The organism is Ferdinandcohnia sp. SAFN-114 (assembly GCF_059415045.1).
In genome coordinates, this window is record NZ_JBPFDQ010000003.1 from 18272 (window position 1) to 44244 (window position 25973).

Annotated in this window: 20 protein-coding genes; 2 read left to right on the forward strand and 18 right to left on the reverse strand. The window is 39.4% G+C overall.

Annotated features, from left to right (window positions below; translation table 11 throughout):
- Positions 1-6: 6 nt before the first annotated feature.
- The 8 genes from ACR65M_RS01565 to ACR65M_RS01600 all read right to left on the reverse strand — a co-directional run bounded on the left by ACR65M_RS01565 (position 7) and on the right by ACR65M_RS01600 (position 10538).
- A complete protein-coding gene (locus tag ACR65M_RS01565) occupies positions 7-702 on the reverse strand; it encodes an L-ribulose-5-phosphate 4-epimerase (protein ID WP_341333042.1) in 696 nt (231 codons plus the stop codon).
- Positions 696-2312 (reverse strand): xylulokinase, encoded by a 1617-nt coding sequence (locus tag ACR65M_RS01570; RefSeq protein WP_440272410.1) that lies wholly within the window; start codon positions 2310-2312, stop codon positions 696-698. The genes ACR65M_RS01565 and ACR65M_RS01570 overlap by 7 nt, the downstream gene beginning before the upstream one ends.
- A 159-nt stretch (positions 2313-2471) precedes the next feature.
- The gene (gene mmsB / locus ACR65M_RS01575; RefSeq protein ID WP_440272373.1) at positions 2472-3635 is read right to left on the reverse strand and encodes a multiple monosaccharide ABC transporter permease; all 1164 of its coding nucleotides are present in this window, start codon (positions 3633-3635) and stop codon (positions 2472-2474) included.
- Positions 3619-5169, reverse strand: coding sequence for a multiple monosaccharide ABC transporter ATP-binding protein (gene mmsA, locus ACR65M_RS01580; RefSeq protein ID WP_440272374.1), 1551 nt, complete (start codon positions 5167-5169; stop codon positions 3619-3621). Before mmsA ends, mmsB begins: the two co-directional genes overlap by 17 nt.
- 77 nt (positions 5170-5246) lie before the next feature.
- Positions 5247-6338 (reverse strand): multiple monosaccharide ABC transporter substrate-binding protein, encoded by a 1092-nt coding sequence (gene chvE / locus ACR65M_RS01585; protein ID WP_121445692.1) that lies wholly within the window; start codon positions 6336-6338, stop codon positions 5247-5249.
- Between the two features lie 140 nt (positions 6339-6478).
- Positions 6479-7696: a response regulator gene (locus ACR65M_RS01590; RefSeq protein WP_121445691.1), complete on the reverse strand. Its 1218-nt coding sequence runs from the start codon at positions 7694-7696 to the stop codon at positions 6479-6481.
- Positions 7689-9518 (reverse strand): cache domain-containing sensor histidine kinase, encoded by a 1830-nt coding sequence (locus ACR65M_RS01595; protein ID WP_121445841.1) that lies wholly within the window; start codon positions 9516-9518, stop codon positions 7689-7691. Before ACR65M_RS01595 ends, ACR65M_RS01590 begins: the two co-directional genes overlap by 8 nt.
- A gap of 24 nt (positions 9519-9542) precedes the next feature.
- The gene (locus tag ACR65M_RS01600) at positions 9543-10538 is read right to left on the reverse strand and encodes a substrate-binding domain-containing protein (protein WP_440272375.1); all 996 of its coding nucleotides are present in this window, start codon (positions 10536-10538) and stop codon (positions 9543-9545) included.
- 296 nt (positions 10539-10834) lie between these two features.
- Here ACR65M_RS01600 and ACR65M_RS01605 point away from each other — a divergent pair, with 296 nt between their 5' ends.
- The gene (locus ACR65M_RS01605) at positions 10835-12304 is read left to right on the forward strand and encodes an amidase family protein (protein ID WP_440272376.1); all 1470 of its coding nucleotides are present in this window, start codon (positions 10835-10837) and stop codon (positions 12302-12304) included.
- A gap of 75 nt (positions 12305-12379) precedes the next feature.
- Here the strand turns inward: ACR65M_RS01605 and ACR65M_RS01610 are convergent, their stop codons facing one another.
- The 7 genes from ACR65M_RS01610 to ACR65M_RS01640 all read right to left on the reverse strand — a co-directional run bounded on the left by ACR65M_RS01610 (position 12380) and on the right by ACR65M_RS01640 (position 20723).
- The gene (locus ACR65M_RS01610; protein ID WP_440272377.1) at positions 12380-14017 is read right to left on the reverse strand and encodes a xylulokinase; all 1638 of its coding nucleotides are present in this window, start codon (positions 14015-14017) and stop codon (positions 12380-12382) included.
- A 132-nt stretch (positions 14018-14149) separates the two neighbouring features.
- Positions 14150-14854 carry an L-ribulose-5-phosphate 4-epimerase gene (gene araD / locus ACR65M_RS01615; RefSeq protein WP_341333051.1) on the reverse strand — a complete coding sequence of 235 codons (705 nt, stop codon included), beginning with the start codon at positions 14852-14854 and terminating at the stop codon, positions 14150-14152.
- 107 nt (positions 14855-14961) lie between these two features.
- Positions 14962-16038: an alcohol dehydrogenase catalytic domain-containing protein gene (locus ACR65M_RS01620; RefSeq protein WP_440272378.1), complete on the reverse strand. Its 1077-nt coding sequence runs from the start codon at positions 16036-16038 to the stop codon at positions 14962-14964.
- Between the two features lie 87 nt (positions 16039-16125).
- On the reverse strand, positions 16126-17097 hold the full coding sequence (locus ACR65M_RS01625; RefSeq protein ID WP_121445685.1) for an ABC transporter permease subunit: 972 nt from the start codon (positions 17095-17097) through the stop codon (positions 16126-16128).
- Positions 17094-18593, reverse strand: coding sequence for a sugar ABC transporter ATP-binding protein (locus ACR65M_RS01630; RefSeq protein ID WP_440272379.1), 1500 nt, complete (start codon positions 18591-18593; stop codon positions 17094-17096). The genes ACR65M_RS01625 and ACR65M_RS01630 overlap by 4 nt, the downstream gene beginning before the upstream one ends.
- A 75-nt stretch (positions 18594-18668) precedes the next feature.
- Positions 18669-19628: an ABC transporter substrate-binding protein gene (locus ACR65M_RS01635; RefSeq protein WP_440272380.1), complete on the reverse strand. Its 960-nt coding sequence runs from the start codon at positions 19626-19628 to the stop codon at positions 18669-18671.
- 498 nt (positions 19629-20126) lie between these two features.
- Positions 20127-20723: a response regulator gene (locus ACR65M_RS01640; protein WP_121445682.1), complete on the reverse strand. Its 597-nt coding sequence runs from the start codon at positions 20721-20723 to the stop codon at positions 20127-20129.
- A gap of 298 nt (positions 20724-21021) precedes the next feature.
- Here ACR65M_RS01640 and ACR65M_RS01645 point away from each other — a divergent pair, with 298 nt between their 5' ends.
- Complete coding sequence (locus ACR65M_RS01645) at positions 21022-22875, forward strand: histidine kinase dimerization/phosphoacceptor domain -containing protein (protein ID WP_440272381.1); 1854 nt, start codon at positions 21022-21024, stop codon at positions 22873-22875.
- Between the two features lie 188 nt (positions 22876-23063).
- Here ACR65M_RS01645 and ACR65M_RS01650 read toward each other — a convergent pair whose 3' ends face one another.
- Genes ACR65M_RS01650 through ACR65M_RS01660 form a run of 3 tightly spaced genes read right to left on the reverse strand, consistent with a single transcriptional unit; the run spans position 23064 to position 25906 of the window.
- Positions 23064-24080, reverse strand: coding sequence for a zinc-binding alcohol dehydrogenase family protein (locus tag ACR65M_RS01650; protein WP_341333054.1), 1017 nt, complete (start codon positions 24078-24080; stop codon positions 23064-23066).
- Positions 24081-24138: 58 nt separating this feature from the next.
- The gene (locus tag ACR65M_RS01655; RefSeq protein ID WP_440272382.1) at positions 24139-25407 is read right to left on the reverse strand and encodes a TRAP transporter large permease; all 1269 of its coding nucleotides are present in this window, start codon (positions 25405-25407) and stop codon (positions 24139-24141) included.
- A gap of 16 nt (positions 25408-25423) precedes the next feature.
- Positions 25424-25906 (reverse strand): TRAP transporter small permease, encoded by a 483-nt coding sequence (locus tag ACR65M_RS01660; RefSeq protein ID WP_341333056.1) that lies wholly within the window; start codon positions 25904-25906, stop codon positions 25424-25426.
- Between the last annotated feature and the right edge of the window lie 67 nt (positions 25907-25973).

The following is a 25973-nucleotide window of genomic DNA, read 5'->3' on the forward strand; positions in this document are numbered from 1 at the left end:
TTTCCATCACTTTTGGCCGTAATATGCGTTTTTCCCGTGTTTTCGTAGATAGTGCTTATCTAAAATCCGTTGTGGTAGTTCTGATGCGAGGTCATTTAGTCCCCTTGCAAACAGGTTCATTTTCGAAACTTCATCCAAGACAACACTATTCACCACTGCGGCCTTTACATCTTTCCCCCATGTAAAAGGACCATGTCCGCGCAGCAAGACACCCGGAACCGCTAAAACATCGATCCCACGCTCTTCAAATGTTTCAATAATAACCTGACCAGTTGCTGCTTCATAACCACGATCAATTTCCTCTTGTGTCAAAAAACGAGCGCATGGGATTGCTCCATAAAATGTATCGGCATGAGTTGTTCCCATCGCCTGAACATCAAGGCCTGCTTGCGCCCAAATTGTCGCCCATGTTGAATGAGTGTGAACGATGCCACCAATTTCAGGATAATGCCTATATAGCACGGCGTGTGTCAGTGTATCTGATGAGGGATTAAAGTCTCCTTCAACAACATTCCCGTCTAAATCAACAACCACCATGTCACTTGGTTTCATCGTCTCATACTCAACACCACTAGGCTTGATCACAAATAAACCACGGTCATGGTCAATCGCACTTGCGTTTCCCCACGTGAATTTTACAAGTCCATGTTTGGGCAATTCTAGATTCGCCTGGTATACTTCTTCCTTCAGATGTTCTAACACGTTACCCCTCCCTCATTTTTGACATACAGCAAATGTTCAACAGCAGTTCGCTCAATCTCAAGTCCTTTTCTATATCGCTCAATAAACACTTCAAATCCTTCTACGTCTTCAGGATCAGGATTGATTTCGTCCCCAACCACATCGTTAAAGACTCTTCTATCGAGGAATTCTTCTAAACTTTCATCCTTGCTTTTATTCATCATATAAGAAGCAAGGATCGCCATTCCCCACGCACCACCATCACCGGCTGTTGCCATGACAGAAACAGGAGTATTCATTGCGGCTGCAAGAACTTTTTGTCCCACAATAGGCGTTTTAAATAATCCACCATGTGCTAAAATACTATCTATCGCAACATTTTCTTTCTTCGTTAAAATATCCATTCCCATTTTCAACGCACCAAAAGCAGTAAAAAGATGTGTCCGCATGAAGTTCGCTAGATTAAAAGGACTTTCCGGAGAACGAACAAATAATGGTCTACCTTGATCTAATCCCGTGATATTCTCACCTGAAAAATAACCATAGCTTAGCAATCCACCACCGTCTCGGTCTGCTTCCAACGCTTTGTTGAACATCAAACTGAATAATTGAGCAGTATCAATTTCATATCCCATCGCTTCCGAAAACTCTCGGAACAGTCCCAGCCACGCGTTGATATCACTTGAACAGTTATTCGCATGAACCATCGCAACAGGACTCCCGTTCGGGGTCGTAACGATGTCAATTTCCGGATATACGTTCGAGAGTTCTTTTTCTAACACAATCATGGCAAAAACGGAAGTTCCTACGGAGATGTTTCCGGTGCGTTTACTTACACTATTTGTCGCTACCATCCCTGTTCCTGCATCACCTTCTGGTGGACAAATCGGGATTCCAGGTTGCAATTGCTGTGAAGGATCTAGAGTGTTTGCTCCCTTTTCTGTTAAAAGACCTGCTTGTTTTCCTGATATAAAAACGGTCGGAAGAATATCTCTAAGATTCCAAGGATACTTTTTCACGGCCAAAAGTTCATCAAATTGCTGAAGCATTGCTTCATTGTAATCCTTCGTTTCTTCATCAATCGGGAACATCCCAGAAGCATCGCCAATTCCGATCGCTTTGTTTCCGGTCAGTAACCAATGAATATAGCCAGATAACGTAGTGATATAATCGATTCGAGGTACATGTTCCTCTTCATTTAAAATGGCTTGATAGAGGTGAGCAATACTCCACCTTTCCGGAATATTGAATTGAAATCGATTGGTTAAATCATTCGCTGCAGGACCTGTCGTCGTATTCCGCCAAGTTCGAAATGGAACCAGCAGCTCTCCCGTCTTATCAAAAACCAAATACCCATGCATCATCGCCGAAAAGCCAATCGAACCAATTGTTCGTAGTGTAATTCCAAATTTGCGTTCAACTTCCTGTTTCATTTCACGATAAGCCGCTTGCATACCAGCGATAACATCCTCTTGGCTGTACGTCCAATACCCATTTTCCAACCGATTTTCCCACTCATAACTGCCAGACGCGATTGTTTCAAAATGCTTATTAATCAAAACAGCCTTAATCCGGGTGGAACCAAACTCAATCCCAAGCGAAGTCTCACCCTTAGCAATCGCCAGCTGCATCTCATCATAATTCACCCTCACATCACATCCCTCCTCAAATGGGTCACGGGGACAGGTCCCTCGTCCCACCATTTTTTTCCTGGGACAAGGGACCTGTCCCTCTGTCCCAAACCAAGCGAGCACCACCTCATTGGAAGTTACCGGGAACATTTCGCCCCGCTATTTCCCTGCTCTGTTTTTGTTGTAGATATCAAATCCTACTGCGAGTAGGAGTACGAGTCCTTTGATGGCTTGTTGCCAGTCGATTCCGACGCCAATGAGTGACATACCGTTGTTCATGATCCCCATAACGAGTCCACCGACAATGGCACCGATGACGGTTCCTACGCCTCCTGCCATAGAAGCACCACCGATAAAGACGGAGGCAATGGCATCAAGCTCGAGCATGTTACCCGCTGCAGGTGTTGCAGAATTAAGACGCGAAGCAAACATTAAACCAGCTAAGGCTGCGATGACTCCGTTGTTCACAAAGACCCAGAATACGACACGCCTTGTTTTAATACCGGATAAATCCGCCGCTTTCTGGTTACCACCTGTTGCATACACGTGACGGCCCATAACTGTGTTTTTCATGACGAATGTGTAGACCACGATAAGAATGATGACAATGATTAACACCGTTGGAATTCCTTTATTTAACGCCAATTGGTACGCGAACCAGTTAATCACTGCGATAAGTAATGCCATTTTTGTAACAGATAGCCATAACGGACTCACTTCGAGGCTATATGTTAATTGTTTTTTACGGTTTCTGAACTCCATATAAATTAAGATGATTGATAGAATGACAGATAAAAGAATAGTGAGTAAGTGCAACTCCCCGGAACCAATCGAAGGTAAAAAGCCCCCACTCAGCATGCCAAATGACTCAGGAAATGGCGCAAGTGATTTTCCATCTAATAGATACAAGGTTAACCCCCGGAAAATTAACATGCTGGCCAAGGTCACGATAAAGGATGGTATCCCGACATACGCTATCCAAAAGCCTTGCCAAATTCCAATGATTGCCCCAACAACAAGCGATAGAATAATAGCCAACCATACCGGCACATTGTGATTAATCATGAGGACCCCTGCAATTGCGCCGACAATTGCAACAACGGAACCGACAGATAAATCAATATTTCCTGTAATGATGACTAAAACCATTCCAATCGCTAGGACGAGGATAAACCCGTTTTGCAAGATAAGATTGGTCAAGTTTAAAGAACTAAAGGATATTCCATCCGTTAAGATCCAAAACAGCCCTGCAATGAATACAAGTGCAATAATCATTCCATATTCCCGGATGTTGTTGCGAAATAAATTACTTAGTGTTTGCACGTTTCGTCCCTCCTGTTCCAGTCATATAACGCATGACACTCTCTTGGTTTGCCTCTTCACGACCGAGCTCACCGGTTATACGACCTTCATTCATGACATAAATACGGTCAGATAGCCCCAGTACCTCAGGTAACTCCGAAGAAATGACAAGGACACCCATTCCTTCAGCTGCAAGTTCATGGATGAGTGAATAAATTTCAAACTTAGCTCCTACATCAATTCCTCGAGTCGGTTCATCCAAAATTAAGATATCTGGCTCTGTAAAAATCCACTTACTTAAGACAATTTTTTGCTGATTACCACCACTTAAATTTCCTGCAAGTTGAGCCAATGATGGAGTTTTAATATTTAATCGTTCTCGTAAAATTTGGGCTTCCTGAACTTCCCTGTTTTCATCAATCACTGTATTCGTTGAAATTCGCTTGAGATTTGATAGAGTTATATTCCGTTTGATATCATCAATTAAATTTAGACCATATGTTTTCCGGTCCTCTGACACATAAGCAATTCCATGCTGAATCGCTTCGCTAACTGTATTTGCCTGTATTTCTTCACCATTTTTATACAACAGCCCCGTAATTTTTTTTCCATACGTTTTCCCGAAAATACTCATCGCAAGCTCTGTTCTTCCAGCTCCCATTAAGCCTGCTAAGCCGACTATTTCCCCGCGACGAATATGAAGATTGACATTGTCGATGACTTTCCGATCACGCTGCAATGGATGATAGACATTCCAATTTTCCACTTCAAAAATAGTGTCACCAATGTTCGGTATTCGTTCTGGATACCGGCTTGTCAACTCACGACCTACCATTCCTTTAATGATACGATCCTCTGATGCCTTTTCACCCTTCGCTGCAAACGTCTCAATTGTTTGTCCATCTCGTAAAATCGTAATGTTATCCGAAATACTAGATACTTCATTTAATTTATGAGAAATCAGTATGGAGGTAATCCCTTGTTTTTTCAGTTCAAGTAAGAGGTTTAATAAGTTTTCGCTATCTGTTTCATTTAGGGCTGCAGTTGGTTCGTCTAAGATTAAGAGTTTCACATTTTTAGATAGTGCTTTTGCAATCTCTACGAGCTGTTGTTTCCCAACCCCGATATCCATCACGGCCGTGTTAGGTGATTCTTTTAACCCGACCCGATCTAACAACTTTTTTGCCTCAGAAAAGGTTTCCTGCCAATTGATAATCCTTTTAGACTGTCTTTCGTTCCCTAGAAAAATATTTTCTGCGATAGATAAAAAAGGACTCAAGGCCAACTCTTGATGGATGATCACAATCCCAATTTGTTCACTTTGTTTAATATCTTTAAAGTGACATTCTTCCCCTTCAAAATAGATGCTACCTTCATAGGTTCCACTTGGATAAACACCACTTAATACTTTCATCAAGGTTGATTTTCCGGCACCATTCTCACCTACTAGTGCATGAATTTCTCCCTTTTTCACCTTTAAATTCACGTTGTCTAATGCTTTAACTCCTGGAAATGTTTTTGTGATGTTTCGCATTTCTAAAATATACTCAGACATATCCTCACCACCTCGTTAAAATCCGGAATGAAGTAATTTAGTGGTGACATGAAAATCACCACTAAATAGGGGGGTACTTATTTCACTTCGTCTTCTGTGTAATATCCGCTATCAATTAATACTTCTTTGTAGTTGTCGATATCGACTGACACAGGGTCAACTAAGTAAGAAGGAACGACTTTTTGACCATTATCATATGTCTCTGTATCATTCACCTCTGCTTCTTCACCAGCTTCAATCGATTTAATCATTTTTACCACTACAGCAGCTAAATTACGTGTATCTTTAAACACCGTTTGTGTTTGTTCACCCGCAATAATTGATTTAACAGAAGCAGACTCAGCATCTTGTCCAGTAACAACTGGTAGTGGAAGGTCAGCAGAACCGTAACCTACACCTTTTAATGCTTGAATAACGCCACGGCTAATTCCATCATAAGGTGATAAAACGGCGTCAACCTTTTCCCCGCCAGAGTACGCTTTACTTAAAATGTTTTCCATACGTGATTTTGCGGTGTTTCCATCCCAGCGCATTGTTGCTCCTTGTTCAAATTCTGTTTGACCACTTTGAATAACCAATTTCCCGCTATCAATATGTGGCTTTAGAACAGACATCGCACCATCCCAGAAGAAGTAGGCATTATTGTCATCTGGTGAACCACCAAATAATTCAATATTAAATGGTCCAGCTTCTTCCTTAAGGTTCAGTGCTTCTTCAATATAGGAAGCCTGTAAGACACCTACTTGGAAATTATCAAATGTTGCGTAATAACTTACATTTGGTGTTTCCATAATTAAACGGTCATACGCGATGACTTGTATGTCTTGATCGGCAGCTTTTTGTAATACATTGGTTAAAGCAGTACCGTCAATCGATGCCACAACCAAGATTTTTGCACCTTTTACAATCATGTTTTCAATTTGCTCGATTTGCTTATCGACATCATCTTCCGCATATTGTAAATCTGTTTTATAACCAAGTTCTTCTAATTGCTTCACCATATTGTTTCCATCATCCACCCAGCGCTGTGATGACTTTGTAGGCATCGCAACCCCGATTAACGTACCCTTTGAATCGCCCCCAGAACCTGACGATTTGTCGCTTCCACTACAGGCCACTAACGCAAATACCAAACTAATGATTAGTGCTAAAAAACCTAATTTCTTCATACATGTAACCCCTTTCATATTTTTGCTACTATTAAATTATCATTTCCGTTGATGAAAGGGCTTTACATAAAATCAAACACTTTTTATAATTTTTTAAACTTTCCGTAACATTTGTTATGAGTGCATAAAAAAAGCACCTTCTATGAAAGGTGCACGTTTTCTACATCATTCTTGAATTGCATTGGTGAAATACCGACTACTTTTTTAAAAGTGGTGCTAAAGTAATGTTGTGTATCATATCCAACCGTTTCTGCTATATCTCGGATCGATAAATCTGTTGTTTTCAGTAAATCAACAGCTTTGTTAATTCGCATTTGAGTTAAAAGTCCAACGTAGGAAATACCAAGCTCATGCTTAATCATCCGACTTAAATAGACACTAGTGATATGTAATTCATCCGCTACTCGTTCTAGCGTGAGGGAAGAATCCTGATAATGCTGTTGAATATAGGTTAGAGCCTGTTTAACAATTGGGGACATTTTGATTTGCTGTTCAACCTGCCGTTTGCATTGATCATAGATTTTATACAAATGAACAAAGTCCTGAATAAAAATATCTTCCATATGATAATAGATTGTGAGATTAAAATAGGTTTGCACGACTTCTTCTATTTTTGTGAGGAGCTCCCGGTTGAGTTGCTCCCATACACACACATTAAGCAAATGGGATTGGTCCCAAAAAATAACCGTCTTTTCTGAACCAATCATTTCTTTTACGATATTCTCTATCGCAAATAAGTACAACTGCCGGTCATTTTCTTGCATAAACGTTTGATTCAAATGATAATCGGGCCATTTAATCACGAGATATTGTGTTGGAAGAGCGACTGGCAGGTGTAAAAACTGAAGTTGCTCTCTAATCTCTTCATTCGCTAACTGACCTGCAATCCAATCCTGAAAAAAACGTTCCCTAAGCTGGACATGATTCCTTTTTATCTGTATGGTAGCTTGTTTGATATATTTCTTCTGGTTAACTTCCAGATCAAGTTTTTGTTTGAGGTCCATGATTAACTCTTCCAGTTTTCCCGGATTGATTGGTTTTAATAAATAATCTTCGACCTTTAATCGAAGGGCTGCTTGTGCGTAACGGAAATCATCATACCCCGAGATGACAACCATTTTACAGTTTGGCAATTGCTCCTTAATCTCCTCCATTGCTTCAAGTCCATCCATGATGGGCATATTTAAATCAACTAGTAAGATATCAATCTGGTGTTCAATCGCTAATTCAACAGCCTCTTCACCATCCTCTGCTTCCCCAATGACCTCCATATTGAACTTCTCCCAGTCAATAGAAGAATGGATTCCATCCCGAATAATATACTCATCATCGGCAATTAAAACCTTCCATTTACGCATGTTGTTTTCGCTCCTCTTCCCATTCAATATCTTCTTCTAAAATAGGTAACACTAACTCGAGCGTTGTCCCAACCTTTTCCTTACTCTCAATCGTAATCCCATACTGTTCCCCGAATGCAAGTACGATTCGAGCTTGAACGTTCAAAATCCCATATCCCTTCTTATGTTTCGATTCAGTTTGATTCTCTGTCCTTCTAACAGCATCCTTAAGGGCGACACGAATTTCGTGAAGCTGTGATTCTGACATTCCAGCACCGTTATCTTGAATCAATAGGCGTAAATTTCCGTTCATTTGTTTTGCAGAGACCATGATTTGACCCGGCCCCCGTCGCTCTTTTATTCCATGGTAGATTGCATTTTCGACAAGTGGCTGCAGAATAAATTTGAGAACATATAGCGAAGCGGCACGTTCGTCCACATCAATCTGATACTGTAATTTTTCACGATATCTCGTTTGTTGAATTTTTAAGTAACTTTCAATATGCTCTATTTCCTTATCGAGTGGTATCCGATCTCTTCCCTTACTTAATCCAATTCGGAACAATTTTGCTAACGATTCAACCACTTCGGCTATTTCAATCGCCTTTTGCTTTCGTGCCATCCATTGAATCGTATCAAGCGTATTATAGAGAAAATGAGGATTGATATTGGCTTGTAAACTTCTAAATTCGGCTTCTCGCTTCTGTCTTTCGTGCCTCTCCGTTAAGCGTAGCAATTCATTGATTTGTTTTAGCATTTTGTTAAAACTTCGGCCAAGCATACCAATCTCATCATCTCGTTTTTCAGTATACCGGACCCCAAACTCCCCACTTTCGGCTTTCCGCATAAACTTCATTAACTGGCGAATTGGCTTAGAGATCGAATTGGATAAGAAGTACGATACCGGAATCCCAAATAAGAGAATGATAAAGACAAAAACGACTAAATAAAACTGTATCTCCCTTATTTCGAATATGGATTCCTCGGTTGGAAAGACGCCGATGGTGGTCCAGTTCGAGTATGGTGATTCTTGAAAAATAAACTGCACCTTCTGTGAACCAATCTTCTTTGAAAACGTACCTGACCTTTTTTCATCCAGCCATTCATTTGGGATCGTTTCAATTAAAGGATCTTTGGGCTGGTAAATCGGTCTACTTTGTTCATCAATCACCGTCAAATAGCCGGTTTTTCCAAGCCGTACATCGACTAACGTTTCAGCAACCGTCCTAACCTTTAAATCGATTAAAATGACCCCTAGTACTTCCTGTGAAATTGGATCAATGACAGCGCGAACGCCTGACACCACTTCATCATTTTTGTAACTAACCAATGATGAGAGACGGCGGTCCTTCGGTTGACCAATCATTCGAAAGATCCCTTTATTTTCTACCGCCTCTTGATACCAAGACTCTTCCGTTAAATTCTCTGAAGCCGGAGCGTACAGTTCATTACTCACATACTCCCCTGCGCTGTTCACGACTAAAACCCCTGCTACTTCAGGCATTAACGTTGTAAAATTACGAAGATAGCGTTGAATCTCATATTCATTTGTTTGATATTGACCAGGTTGCTGACCATTATGATGAAAAAAGTCCTCAATCCGCTCATTATAGGAAATAAAGTAGGTAACACGTTGCATGTTGTTTATGTAGAATTCAAGTGTTTCATTCACTTTACTAATAAGCTGTAATGTATTCTGATTGACTTGCTCTTCCACAACACGCTCAACCGTCCAATTAATTAAAAAACCTAAGCAGATAATCGGGATGATACTAATAATTAAAAAATGAGAGATCAGTTTATATCGAATTGGTAAATTATTTATTTGTATGAAGTTCTTCAATTCAACCAATCCATTCCTAGAAGTTTATTGTGGATAGTAGGAGTTCACATTTTCCTTTGTAACAATGGTCACACCTGTATCCACGTATCGAGGTAAAGGTGCATTTTTTCGGTCTTGTTCATGAATGCCATGTTGCAAGTGAAACAAAAATTGCAAGGACCAGTATCCCATTTCCCATGTTCCCTGTGCAATGGTGGCGGAAATCACATCGTCCTTAATCATATCAAGGGTTCCCTTATCTGTATCAAAACTAATGATTTTAACAGAGTCTTTGAGTTTATTGGCGATGATGGTTTGTCCAACTCCAACTCCACCGTTCGCCTCCGTCACGAAGATGCCTGCCACATTCGGATTCTCGGCAATCATCGATTCTGCTACCTCTTTTGATATCACTTGATCGCCTCTCCCGTCTTTGACAGAGACAACCTCCATTTCAGGATATTCCCTGAAAATCGTATCCTGAAATCCTTTGGTACGTTCCTGATGGTTTAACTGATTGGGGAGGGTAATCACACCAACTTGTCCCTTTTCATCTACTAACTCTGCCATTTTGTGAGCCGCCTCAACACCTGCCTTGTAATTATCCGTTCCTAGAAACGAATACGCCTTACTTTCTGGTGCATCTGCATCGAACATGACGACTGGTATTCCAGCCTCAACCGCTTTATCAATCACAGGATTTAAAGCTTCTGGATCCATTGTGGAAATTGCAATTCCTGCTGGATTCTTAGCGATTACCTGCTCGAGGACTGTCATTTCCTCGTGTACATCATATTGCGTCGAACCCCGGTATTCAATCGAAACATTTAACGCTTCTGCCGCATCCTCAAAACCTTTTAACGCTCGCTTCCAGTAATCAATCCCCACCATAAACGTGACCATTACATACGTTTCATCCACGTCCCCGACCAGCTCATTCTCATTCCAGGCACGTTCCGTCGAACTCTCCGCTTGATAGTTATATATGTAAAGAACAAACAATCCAATGAGCAACAAATACACGAAAAGCAGCTTCTTCATCTATGAAACCCCTTTCATAAAAAGAGTGATTAGTAGATTCAATTTCAATATATGCCTATTATAGCGTAACTCTTTCAAAAATTCTTATTATTTTAGAGAGAGTTATAGAATGGAGGGGTTGGGTTGGCGTTGGTAGTCGTGCTGGGCCACGAAGTTAAAATCGGCCGTTGCTGGGTCACGGGGACAGGTCCCACCTCGAAAGAAAGGACTTGTCCCACTTTTTGTTTTAAATAGGTTAGCTATAGCATATATTTGGTTTGTAATATTCAAAATAATTTGATAGGTGGCGATGAGGTTTGGAACGATCTTCAGTACAATCTCGTGCATCTCAGGTATTACATAATCAAGGTAAGGATGAATTATGGCGTTGGTCGGCAACAGATTTGGCTCATGGCATTCGAACAAGACTCATTTCTTGTCGCGAGGCTGTTGAGAGCTGTTTGGACAGAATCGAGGAAGTCAATCCAGTGCTTAATGCCCTGGTTGAAGTTCATGCAGAAGAGGCACTTGCTGCAGCTGATCAGGCAGATCTTGCTGTAAAAAAAGGAGAACTGCTTGGGCCTTTACATGGTGTGCCTGTTTCTACAAAAGTGAATGTTGACCAAGCTGGACATGTAACAACAGATGGTGTTGTGGCTTTTAAAGATAATCTTGCTGAAACGGACAGTCCCCCAGTGGCAAATCTCCGGAATGCAGGAGCCGTCATTGTTGGCCGCAGTAATACGCCTGCTTTTAGTTTCCGCTGGTTTACAAATAATGATTTGCACGGAAGAACCCTGAACCCTTGGGATAAAACACGTACTCCTGGAGGGTCGAGTGGAGGCGCTGCATCAGCTGTTGCTTCTGGGATGATGCCAATTGGGCATGGTAATGATATTGGTGGTTCTGTTCGACACCCAGCATATGCTTGTGGAATTACTGGAATTCGACCAACTATAGGAAGAGTTCCTGGCTGGTTTGGTCCTCCGGATGGAGATCAATCCTTTTCAGGACAACTGATGTCAACTGATGGTCCGCTTGCCCGTAGCGTTGGGGATCTTCGCCTTGCACTTCAAAGCATGAGTGCATTTGATCCCCGTGATCCACTTCATGCTTCAGTACCGTTAATTGGCGAACCCCTTCAAAAGCCAATTCGAGTTGGGCTTTTACGTGATATTGGTGTCGCTACTCCATCTACAGCCGTTAATCAGGCTTTGAATGAAGCAGCCGACCAGTTGACAGAAGCAGGTTATGTAGTGGAAGAAGTGAAGCTCCCTCTATTTACTGAAGCCTACAGACTTTGGTATTTGTTAGTGCTTGAAGAATTCAAATTGAATATTTCGCTTATAGAGCAGTATGGAGACGAAGGTATGAAAAAGGCTGCTTTGCATTATTCCGAAAATGCAAAAGAATGGTGGGGCGAAAACCCTGGACTAACCGACTATATTAAGGGCTACGCACGTCGCGGAACGCTAATTGTACAACTTCAGGAGTTTTTACAAGAATACCCGCTATTGCTCATGCCAGTCTCCGCAGAACAGGCATTTGAACAAGATGAGGATATCAAAAGCATTGAGAGCATGAGGCGTGTTATGGATGCACAATGGTCCATGATGGCCATTCCAGTGCTTGGTTTCCCTGCTATTTCCGTTCCTACTTCTGTTGCCGATGGTCTACCAGTTGGAGTTCAACTCCTCGGAAGACGTTTCCGGGAGGATACACTATTTGATGCTGCTGAAGTAATTGAAGCACACGCACAAATCCAAACACCGATTAATCCAAGATAAAAGGTGGGACACCGGGACAGGTCCCATGTCCCACCATATTTTTCCTTTTGGGACGAGGGACCTGTCCCTCTGTCCCTACAATTTTACTGTTTTCTCGTCTTTTGTTAGATGCAAATTATCAACCGCTGCCTTCTCAATTTCTATTCCTTTTTTATAGCGCTCAATAAATACTTCAAACCCTTTTACGTCTTCAGGATCAGGATTGATTACGTCCCCAACCACATCGTTAAAGACTCTTCTGTCGAGGAAGTCTTCTAAGCTTTCATTCTTGTTTTCATTCATCATATAAGAAGCTAGAATAGCCATTCCCCACGCGCCACCTTCTCCGGCTGTTGCCATGACAGAAACAGGCGTATTCATGGATGCTGCCATCATCCTTTGTCCCACTACAGGCGTTTTAAATAAACCACCATGCGCCAAAATACTATCTATCGCAACATCTTCCTGCTTAGTCAGAATATCCATTCCAATTTTCAATGCACCAAATGCTGAAAATAGATGTGTACGCATAAAGTTTGCTAAATTAAAGTTACTCTCTGGTGAACGAACAAACAATGGTCTGCCGTGTTCTAATCCGGTAATAAATTCGCCTGAAAAATATCCGTAACTTAGCAATCCGCCACCATCTGGGTCAGCTTCCAATGCTTTGTTGAACATGACACTGAATAACTGATTGGTATCAACCTTATACCCCATCGTTTCCGAAAATTCACGGAACAATCCCATCCAAGCGTTAATATCACTTGAACAGTTATTGGCATGAACCATCGCAACAGGACTACCGTTTGGCGTTGTGACCATGTCAATCTCGGGATATACTTTTGAAAGTTCTTGCTCTAATACAATCATGGCAAAAACAGAGGTCCCCACTGATACGTTTCCTGTACGTTTTCTTACACTATTTGTCGCAACCATCCCTGTGCCTGCATCACCTTCAGGTGGACAAATAGGAATACCATGCTGTAAATCATGTGATGGATCTAGAATTTCAGCTCCAACATCCGTTAATTTCCCGGCATACTCACCAGAGATATAGACTGGAGGAAGAAGGTCTCTTAGCTTCCAAGAATATTTTTTCTCGGCAACGAGTTCATCAAATTGCTCGACCATTGCTTCATTATAATTTTTTGTTGCTTCATTAATCGGGAACATACCAGAAGCATCACCAATCCCAATTGCCTTGTTCCCAGTCAATAACCAATGAATGTAACCAGATAATGTTGTAATGTAATCAAGTTGTGGTACGTGATCCTCTTCATTTAAAATCGCTTGGTATAGGTGAGCGATACTCCATCTTTCGGGAATATTATATTGAAAAAGATCTGTTAATTCTTTAGCTGCTTTACCAGCATTTGTATTCCGCCACGTACGAAAAGGAACGAGTAGCTCTCCCGTCTTGTCAAACGCCATATAACCGTGCATCATGGCAGAAAATCCAATAGAACCAATCGTTCGTATCGTGATTCCGTATTTTCGTTCAACTTCTTTTTTCATTTCGTGATAAGCTGCCTGTAAACCAGTAGTTATATCTTCTAGGTCGTACGTCCAATAGCCATTTTCCAGACGATTTTCCCACTCATAACCTCCAGATGCAATGGTTTCAAACTGCCTATCAATTAGAACCGCTTTAATCCGTGTCGATCCTAATTCAATCCCAAGAGAAGTATCTCCATTCATAATCGCTTGCTTAATGTCTACCTGATTCGCTTTCATGTCACATCCCCCTCCAGTAACAATTTCAATGTGTAAATAGGATTCCAAAAGCGCCAATTATTGGGTCAAGGGGACAGGTCCCCTGTCCCACCCTATTTTTCCTGGGACAAGGGACCTGTCCCTCTGTCCCATTTAGTTGTTTACTTTTTTGTGTTGGCCATAGTATGCGTTCTTGCCGTGTTTTCGTAGGAAGTGTTTATCTAGTAAGTGTTGGTCAATTGCTTCTAGTTCCGGTGATAGACTTTGAGTATAGTAAGCAAATTTCGCAACTTCCTCCATGACAACCGCATTTTCTACAGCTTTCATTGGATCTTTCCCCCAGTTAAAAGGACCGTGGTTATTTACTATAACTCCTGGAATAGAGGCTGGATTGATATCTTTAAATGTTTCTACAATGACTTCCCCTGTATTGTGCTCATAGTCATTGTCAATTTCAAACGGAGTCATATGTCGTGTACAAGGAATGTCTCCATAAAAGTAATCAGCATGTGTTGTTCCATATGCAGGAATCGCCCTTCCTGATTGCGCCCATTTTGTACACCATGGTGAATGGGTATGCACAACCCCTCCTATTTCAGGAAATGCCTTATATAAAACTAAGTGTGTCGCAGTATCTGATGATGGGTTCAGTTCACCCTCAATGATATTTCCTTCAAGATCGATTACCGGCAAATCTTCCGCTTTCAAATCTTCATAAGCAACGCCACTTGGCTTAATTACTACTAGGCCTTTTTCTCGATCAATTCCACTTACATTTCCCCAAGTAAAGATGACTAAGTTTCGTTTTGGCAGCTCAAGATTTGCTTCTAACACTTTTTGCTTTAAATCTTCTAACACAATCATTCACTCCGTTCTATAAAGAAAACTCGGCAAATGCCGAGTCTTCCTTTATTCTTTATTATCAATACTCGCGACATATACTCTAATGTGTTATAACAGCTAAATTAAGGTTTTAATAATACTTTAATTGCTCCTGGATTATGTGCCATATCCATAGCTTCAGCAAAGTCTTCTACATTGTAGCTATGTGTAACAATACCTTCAGCTGTTAATAAGCCACGTTCAAATAGGTCGATTGCAATTGGGTATGTGTATGGTCCTAAGTGAGACCCTCTAATATCCAATTCTTTTCTGTCCCCGATAACGCTCCAGTCAGTAGTTACTTCTGATCCAAATACGCTAAATTCGATAAATCTTCCAAGTCTTCTTACCATTTCTAGGCCTTGTGTTACACCACTTGGATGACCAGTTGCTTCAATATATACATCACAACCATAACCGTCTGTTAAATCTTTAACGATTTTGATTGCATCCTCTTTTAATGGATTAATGACAAGGTCAGCGCCTAACTTTTTCGCAACAGCTAGTCGGTTTTCATTTCCATCTAGTACAATTAATTTCTTAGGTGTTTTTAATTTAATGAGTTGAAGCATACATAATCCAAGAGTTCCAGCACCTGCTAACACAACTACATCTTCAAACTCAATTGTTGCTCTTTGGATGGTATGAACGGCACAAGCCATTGGCTCAACTAATGCAGCTTCTTCAGGAGTAACTCCATCCGTAATTTTATAAATAGTTGCTGTTTCGCTGAATTTCATATATTCAGCCCAAGCTCCTTCAGCAATGTCTTTTTGGAAACCATAAATGTTATGAACATCACACATCCAGTACTTACCTGTTTTACAGAACTTACATTTTCCGCACGGATTAATTTGGTCAGTTGTTACGCGATCGCCAACTTGTACTCCGTGTTTTTCTGCAGCCCCCACTCCTAATTCAGCCACAATTCCGTAGAATTCATGTCCTGGAATAACCGGTGCTTTCATCCAAGGGTCTTCTCCGCCCCAATACATTGCAGAACCATGATATGCCTTTAAATCACTACCACAAATACCACAAGCTTCGACTTTGATGATAACTTCCCCTGGTCCAGCCTTAGGAACTGCAACTTCCTCTACTCGATAATCCTCTGGACCATGTGCTACTACAGCTTTCATTGTTTCTGGTAATACTGACATTGTTCTACATCTCCCTGTATGTTTAGAATTTTAATAGATTAAGTAAACTTACATATTGTTAACGCCAGTGCTTAGCATTCTAGTATATTAGTCTTTTTGACGAGTACTACTATAGTAGATCGCACCAACGATAATCACACCTTTAAGTACACGTTGTACATATGGCGATACACCCATAAGGTTTAATCCGTTACTTAATACACCTAATAGAAGAGCACCTAGTAACGTTCCAAAAATATGTCCTCGGCCACCCGCAATGCTTGTTCCACCTAATACAACTGCTGCGATTGCATCTAACTCATACCCTTCCCCAGCCATTGGTTGTCCGGAAGAAAGTCTTGAAGTCATGATCATTCCACTGATAGCAGCTGTCACACCACTGAATAGATAGACAAACGTTTTGATACGTTTTACTTTTACTCCAGATAATCTTACTGCTTCCTCATTACCACCTAATGCGTAGATATAACGACCAATTGGTAAATGGTTCAAGATTATATAAGCTGCGATAAAAACAAGAATCATAATGACTGCAGGCATTGGAATTACCCCAAATAGATAGCCTCTACCGATAAACGCATATGATGATGGCAGACCTGAAAGCGGATATCCACCTGTATATAAAAGGGCTAAACCACGAGCCGCCTCCATCATTGCTAATGTGACGATAATTGCCGGGATTTTCGCATATGCGGTAAACAAACCATTGATATAACCTAGTGCAGCACCTAAAACAATCCCAATTAATACTGCTACAATTGGAGGTAATCCAGTATTAATCATCATACCTGCAATTATGGTCCCAGTAAGTGCCATTACCGATCCAACGGATAAATCAATACCGCCTGTTAAAATAACAAAGGTCATCCCTACAGCGAGGATCCCGTTTATTGAAACCTGTCGAACAATATTCGAAACATTATCTGCCGTTAAAAAACTTTCTGCTGCAATGGAAAAGAATATACATAACACTAAAAATCCAATCAGCGTTAGCATCTCTGGGTACTTAAATATTTCCTTAGCGCTAAACCCTTTTTTCTTGTAATCTAATTCACTCATCCTTCAGCACCACCCGTTGCGTAATACATTACTTTTTCTGAAGTTGCTTCACTTCCCGGAAGTTCTCCCTTAATTTTCCCCTTATGCATAACAAGAACTCGGTCACTCATCCCTAGAATTTCAGGTAATTCTGAGGAAATCATAATGATAGAAAGTCCTTCGTCTGCTAGTTTTCTCATTAGTTTATAGATTTCTTCCTTCGCCCCTATATCAATTCCACGGGTAGGTTCATCGAAAATTAACACTTTACAATCGGTATTCAGCCATTTTGCTAAAACAACCTTTTGTTGATTTCCCCCACTCAGGTTTTTTACTAACTGTGAGCTGCTAGGTGTCTTGATCAATAAGTCCTGAATGGATTGCTCGACAATTTCGTTTTCTTTCTTCTTATTAATAATTCGTACGAAGTTGGTCAAATCTCTTAAAATTGGAATACTAATATTGTTTTTAATAGATTGGCTAAGCACGAGACCTTGCGTTTTTCTACTTTCAGGAATTAATGCGATTCCATGTGCTAGTGCATCTGTTGGATTCTTGATTGACACTTTTTGACCGTTGATATATACATCTTTCTCTTGTGCATCATCAGCGCCAATAAGTGCCCTTACAACCTCTGTTCGTCCTGAACCAACAAGACCAGCAATTCCGATGATTTCACCCTTTTTCAGGTTGAATTGAATATCATGAATCTGTTTATTTTGCATTCTCTTAACTTCTAAAAATACTTCCTCATTTCCTGTTTTCACTGGCTTATCAGGAAACGCATTGACAATCTCACGACCTACCATCATTTTGACAATGTCTTGTTTAGTTGAATCCTTCACTTCACGGGTTCCTACAAACTCACCATCCCGTAAGCAGGTATAGCGGTCGCACATTTTTAGAATTTCCTCTAAGTGGTGCGATATATATATAATGGTTACACCATCAGCTTTCAATTTGGCGATTAATTCAAATAACTTATCAATTTCTTTTCCTGTTAAACTAGCTGTTGGTTCGTCGAAGATTAATACCTTTGTATCAATTGCAATCGCTTTAGCAATTTCGATAAATTGTTGATTTGCCACACTTAAATGTGCGACAGGTTTATTGATATCAATATCTGCATCTAGCCTTTGTAATACTTCCCTTGCTTCCTTACGCATTTGTTTTCTATTTAATAACCCATTTGCTTGCCTTTTCTCACGACCTAAGAAAATATTATCCACACCACTTAAGTAAGGAATTAAACTAAATTCCTGGTGAATAATACTAACTCCTAATTGTTGTGCTTGCTTAGGATCTTTGAATGTGACTTCTTTTCCATCTAAACGAATTGTTCCCGAAGTAGGTGAGTAAACACCAGATAGAATTTTCATCAATGTTGATTTTCCAGCACCATTTTCCCCAACTAATGCATGCACTTCACCACGTCTAATAGTAAAACTAACTCCGTTTAAAGCTTTTACCCCAGGAAATTCCTTCGTAATATTCTCAATCTCTAGAATGTTATCCATAGCAATCACCTTCCTTCTTACACATATTTAGGAGAGGCGCTATGCAAGTTTGCAAAAGCGCCCTATTTTGTTAGATTACCAGCTAAAGTCAGCTGCGTTTTCTTTTGTTTGTAGTTCTACATCAATTGGAACTTCAGTTGGTACTACTTCTGCACCCCAAAGTTTAGCCAAAGCCATACCAAGACCAATTCTTACTTGGTCACGTGGGAATTGAGCAGTCGTTGCCTTGAATGGTCCACCCTTTGTGATTGCTTCAATTGCTTCTGGGTGTCCGTCAACACTATAAATCGCTACATCTTTACCTGATGCCTCAATTGCACCTAGAGTACCTAATGCACCTTCATCATTTACACTAAAGATTGCATTTAAATCTTTATTTGCTTGTAGCATGTTTTCTGTAACCTTCATTGCTTCAGCTCTATCTTGTTTACCGTTTTGCTTGTCAACAATTTCGATTCCTGGAGCCTCTTTAACTGCATCTTCGAAACCACGTACACGCTCTAGAATAGGAACAACTGGAATACCATCAAGAATTGCAACTTTACCTTGTCCACCTAAATCTTCTACCATTTGCTTACCAGCTAAATACCCAGCATCATAGTTTCTGGAGCCTACGAAAGAGTCAATAGGACCTTTTGCTTGAGCGTCAATAGCTACAACGATAATTCCTGCTTTTTTCGCAGCTTCTACTGCCCCTTCAACACCGTCACTGTCAGTTGGGTTGATTAATAAAATATCAATATCCTTTTGGATCATGTCATCAATATCATTAATTTGCTTTGTTACGTCATGTTGAGCGTCAGCAATAAATGTTTCTGCACCAATCTGTTTAGCCGCATCTTCAAATGCTTCTTTCATTGAAATGAAGTAAGGATTGTTCATTTCCTGGAAAGACATACCGATTTTAATATTTCCTTTTTTTGCTTCTCCGCCTCCATCACTTTCGCCACCAGCGCTGCCTTGACTTGAGCAACCCGCTGCGATGAATAGAAGTAAAACGAGTGAAAGTACAACGAACTTTTTCAAATGTTTCATTGGTTAGTTCCCCCTATTTTTTAGTAGAAATTTAGTAAAATTATATTGTAAACAGAATGAATATAAAGCGGTTACATCTTTCTTGAGTCAGTCTTGTTAACTTGTCATAAACCAGAGATCAAGTAACGTGTTACCATCTCTATTCCATCCCCATCACAACCACTTGGTTAATCAGCTAGTTCTTGAAACATCACCCCTTTCAATGGATTGAACACGTTTGCATTTCTTGTAAAAAACAAAAGGGTGCCTTAGACACGTAATCCTAGTAAACTCTACAAAATGAGAGAATAACAGATTAACGTATATAAGGCACCCATAGCCATTATAAATTTTATACCAGCCATAAGTATAAAATTTATCGTATATGAAATTTGATTGTAAACGGTTGTAATTTTCTATACCAATCATTAGTATAGATTTCAACTAACCTTTAAATTTGTAACGTTATTGTAAATTTAGTATATTTCCTTAAAATCGAATAGTCAAGAATTTTTTTCTCTATTTTTGATCTGAATGGAATAAAGAATCCGCTTCAATGAGCTCTTTCGCAATTACAACTAATTTCTTGTTTTTATCTCGACTCATTTTCTGTAACCGTTTCATGGCCTCTGGTTCTTTCAAGTTCATCCGCTCCATCATAATCCCTTTAGCTTTTTCAATATATTTACGGGCTTCTAATGCATTCTTAGTACTTTGCAACTCTTCCTGTAGCTTCTTAAATTCCTCAAATTTAGCTAAACTTATATTGATGGCTATTTTTAATTCTTCTATATCAATAGGTTTTAGTAAATAATAGAGTACACCCTCTTCTGTTGCTCTATTAATTAATTGTTCGTCATGATAACCGCTTACAATAATACTCGGGATAAATAAGGTTTTATTAATCTCTTTAATGGCATCAATCCCATCAAGGTTAGGCATATTAATGTCCATAATAACAAGGTCAGGCTTTTTTTCTAATGCTAATTCAACTGCTTTTTCCCCGTCTGTTGCCACGCCTACAACTTCGTGACCAAGGCTTTCTACATAAGACTTCGTCGCCATTAAAACCAAAAATTCATCCTCTGCAATCATAACTCGTAAAGACTGTAACAAAGCTATCACCACCCTATTTATTCATTGTTATATCCACAAAGAAGCATGTATTTAAAAGTTCATTTATCTACCTAAAGTATATAGAAATCAGTCTAAAAATGAAAGCGAAAACAGTCGAAATTTGTATTATATTATAAATATAACAAAGATTACTAGTATATAACTACTTGAAATAAAAAGTTGGATTTGTCGTATTCATAAAAATGATTTATCATCAAATAAGGTAATTAAACTATTTTAAAATAATAGTACCTTCCATTTTAAAAAACACGGTTTTCTTACGATTGGGGGTATATGCTTGAGTGAGTATATTTTGGAATGTAATCGTGTAACATTTAAAAGTCCTGATGGAGATATAGATAACCTTAGCTTTAATCTAAAATATTCTGAAATACATGCTTTTATCCTAAAGAATAGTTCTGAGCAAAAGGTGTTCGTACAGGCACTTAAGAACATAGTAGAGAAACCAAGTTTGAATGGTGAAATGAAAATAAAGGGCAAAGTGCTAACGAATGATAAACATGTAATAAATAAAATTGCTATTTTACAACAAAAACCGTTGTTGATAAAAAACTTTTCTATCGCTGAAAATCTTAACTTATCTAGTTTGCCAAGACGGAGATTTCTTCCCTTTGTCGATTGGAAAAAAGTGAATAAAAGAGCAGAAAAGGTGTTAACCCTACTTGATTTTCAATTTGACTATCGGAAGAAGATAAAATACCTCTCGGATGAAGAAAGAAGAATCGTTTATATTGCACGGGGCTTTATGCAGGATCCCGAAGTCCTTGTGATTCAAGAACCAATGGAAGGTCTTTCTGATAGCAATGCTTCAAAACTATATAACACAATGAAGCAATTTAAGAATGATGGCAAAAGTATAATCTACATTACAAAACAATGGGAGGATGCGTTAAAACTTGCCGACCGAATAACCGTAGTAGCCAACGGAGAAATTACTGCTGAAATGACAGCAGATGAAGCAAAAGCCGATCCTCAAAAATTACTTAAAAAAATTGAGAATTACAATTTTAACGATAATGATGAGTATAAAGACGAAGAAACGCAAACGGTTCTTGACGCTGTCTTTAAGGCCGCCGAATTTCTTACATCTGAATATGAGTTGAAAGATGTTTTGTTACTATTAGCGAAAGAAGTTACGAGAGTGATGAAAGCTGACAGCGGTTCAATTAAATTAATTGATGAGATCACATGGACGATTATTGATGATTACGAATATAAAAATAAACAAAACGTCAGCGCTCAACTAACGCAAGATGCCATTTTACAGATAGCGAAGGGCAATGAAGTCTTTTACGCAAATAAGAATGATACGTTCTATCCCACTTTGTTTGAAAAAGTTGAGAATGTCAAAACAATTATCTGTATTCCCGTTTTGATACGTTCCCAGGTAACGGGACTTATTCAGGTTTCCTATGAAAACTTATATGTTCATTCAAAAGAGGAGACGAAATTCTTATCAGCACTGGCACGACATGCAGCAATTGCAATTGAAGATACAAGATTATTGGGGAGATCCGCGCTTCTCCAAGAAAGCCATCATCGAATTAAGAACAATCTACAATCAATTGTTGGATTGATTTCCTTACAAAAAGTGTTTGTAACAAACAATCCGGAGCAACCTGTTGATGAATTACTTGATAGCCTTATTTCACGAATCAAAAGCATTGCCTCCGTTCATAACCTTCTATCAAAGGACAAATTAGGCAGGAGTATCATTAATGTAAAACAAATTATCGAGTCTATTATTCACATTATCGATAACAGTCCCAAAGTAACGATTCAACTAGAGCTTGATGATATTTTCATTCCGTATAATAAGGCTACATCAATCGCACTGGTAATTAATGAGTTAGTGATTAACTGCTTTAAGCATGCATTTGCTGATGATGATATCGGAGAAATAGTAATCAAATGTAAGAGGGTAGATCAAACCATCTACTTATCAGTTACAGATAATGGCCGTGGCTTCCCAGAAAACTTTGACATGACCAAGTCTGCATCCTTAGGATTATCCATCATCCAAGGTATCGTCACCAGCGAGTTCCAAGGTCAAATGAGCTTTGAAAGTAAAAAAGGAAACACACTCGTTGAAATTAAACTGCCAACAGAGCGGATTTTTCTGCACCAATAGATGGTGCCACTTTCAGTTTGGCAACTTGCTGGGTTGGGGTGGTGGGTCACGGGGACAGGTCCCTTGCCCCACCCTATTTTTCCTTTTGCGACAGGGACCTGTCCCTCTGTCCCAGAGGAAGCTTGGATTCTTGCTTTTTTTGAATTCTGAGTTGTCTATGGCCCCTTATCTTTGAAAGGAAATTGGTCCTAATCAAGTTCGATTAATACTTTATTCGTATTGTACATTTTGGCTTGGAAATAGTCTGGGACTTTTTCAAATCGAATTTTTTTAGTAATGTAGGTGTCAATATCAATATTACCTTGATTCATGCAATCAATGACATATTGGAAATCCTCAATTGTTGCATTTCTGCTTCCCATTAGAGTTAATTCTTTGGCGTGAAAATCCGGGTCATTAAAAGTAATTTGATCCTTTATAAGGCCTACATATATAAGCTTTCCGCCATGTGAAACGTAATTGAAGGCGCTCATCATGGAATGCTTGTTTCCAGTTGCATCAAAAACAATTGCAGGTAAGTCACCCTCATTTATGCTCGTAAGTTCTTTAACAAGTTCAAGCTCATTTCCAGCAATTAATACTTGGTCACACCCCGTCCATTCCTTAGCAAAAGCTAAGCGTTCTATACTAATATCCATCATGATTGTTTTCGCCCCTTGCAGTTTTGCAAACCTTGCAACGCCAAGTCCAATTGGACCTGCTCCAATAATCAGCACACTATCCCCTTTTTGTATTTGTGCTCTTCTCACTGCATGAGCTCCTATACTCAAAGGTTCAATGATTGCTGCAGCATTTAATGACAGTTCATTTACTTTTAAGACATGGCTCCCAGGCAGTACTAGGTATTCCGTCATGCCCCCATCAATATGTACTCCAATCACTTGCATTTTTGTACAACAATTTGTTTTTCCATTTTTACATGCAATGCATTCACCGCAATGCATGTAGGGAATAACCGTGACTTGATCTCCTATATCAAGAGTTTGCACATTTCCACCGACACTTTCCACAATCCCTGAAAGCTCATGACCAAGTATTCGGGGGTATTGAAAGAAAGGCTGGTTTCCTCCATATGCATGTAGATCCGTACCACAAATCCCGATCCTTTTCACCCGAATCAGGACATCCTTTTCCCCAAAAGATGTGGGTGCTTCCCTTTTATGCATTATCATTTCCCCAGGATTTTGGCAAATAATCGTTCTCATCTTTTCATATCTCCTTCCAATAGATTAAGGACCTATCCCATATAGGCCCTTAATTTGTCTAGAATAGTGTATTTGGTAGAAACATAGAAATTGCAGGAATAAACGCAAGCAACAGTGCTACAATTACCAACAGTAGTAAAAATGGCCAGCTATGCTTCACAAATTCCTCAACTTTTGTTCCGGTAATTGAACAAGTTGCAAACATGATTGTCCCTAAAGGTGGTGTTAAAGTCCCAATACTAATACAAACAATAAAGAAAATCCCAAAATGAACTGGATCAATTCCATACTGCATTAACATCGGCATAAATAGTGGTGTTAGAATAATAATTGAAACGTTTCCTTCAACAAACATCCCTATAACTAGAAGGAATAAAAGGACTACGATAAAGAACATAATGGTAGAAGAAACATTACCAACCATAAACTCTGTCATTCTTTGTGGTACCTGTTCCAAAGTTAGTACCCAAGCGAACGCAGAACCTGCTGCAATAATAATTAAAATGGATGCTGCTGTGTGTGCTGTTTCTAGCAATGCTTCCATTAACTGTTTTATCTTCATTTCACGATACACAAGCATTCCAAGTACTAAAGCATACAATACCGCAAATGCTCCCGCCTCAGTTGCACTAAATACACCAAAGCGAATTCCCCCAATGATAATAACAGGTAGAAGTAGGGCTAATAAGGCGTCTTTAAAACTGAGCAAAAATTCTTTAAGTGTGATTTTGTCTTGTTTTTCCGTTTCTAGGTTATGTTTTTTGGCATAGAAATGGACGTAAATCATAAAAGATAAACAAAGAACGATTCCAGGAATGATTCCAGCCAAAAATAATTTACCAATTGAAACGTTTCCTACATAACCATACATAATTAATGCAATTCCAGGTGGAATGATTGGGGTAATTAATGAAGTTGATGCTGTTAATGCAGTAGAGAACGACTTTGAATAACCCTTTTTAATCATTTCAGGCACTAGGATTTTTGATTGCATTGCTGCATCTGCAATATTAGAACCGCTCAAGCCGCCCATCAAGGTACTAAGAATAACGTTTACTTGAGCAAGACCCCCAGGGAGTGGTCGAGTAATTACTTGAGCAAATCGAAGCATCCTTGAAGTGATACCTGTGTAATTCATCAGAATTCCAGCAGTCATAAAGAAAACAATTGCTAGCAATGGTACAGACTCTACCCCACCAATCATTCTTTGGATGAGGACCATCGTAGAAAAACCATCCGAGAAGAAGAAATAAAACGCCGAAGCAACAATCATGGCAAATGCGATAGGAACATTAATTAAGAATAATATCAGAAGTACGATTAACATGAGAGTTAAGGCCATATCATGCTCTCTCCTTTTTCTCTGGATTGGTTTGGAAAGAACGAATTAGCTTAATGGTAAAATGAATAGCTGTTAAAAACCCTCCAATAGGAACAGCAAGATCAATATAGGTGTAGCTAATTCCTAATACAGGAGTTACTTTGCTTCCGGCTTGAGAAGCGAGCTCAAAACCCCAAAATATAAATATGTATATGAGTACAAAATAAATTGCCGCAGCACCTATGATCGTACACACATTACGAATGGCTTTCGGCATCTTTTGAATGAAATAATCTACTCCGATATGCCCATCTCTTTTCATTGCAGAGCTTATCCCTATAAAAACGAGCCAAATAAAACAACCAAGTGTTATTTCTTCTGCCCACGAGATGGGGCTATTTAATACAAAACGACAAATAACATTAATAATCGTCAAGAACGATATTACCGAAATTGCTATAACGGATATGATATCATCAATTGGGTTAAACCATTTTTTAATCATTATCTTATCCCTCCTGTAATCTAGAATAATTAATTATGAGAATAAAAGATTAGGAGACTTCCGTACC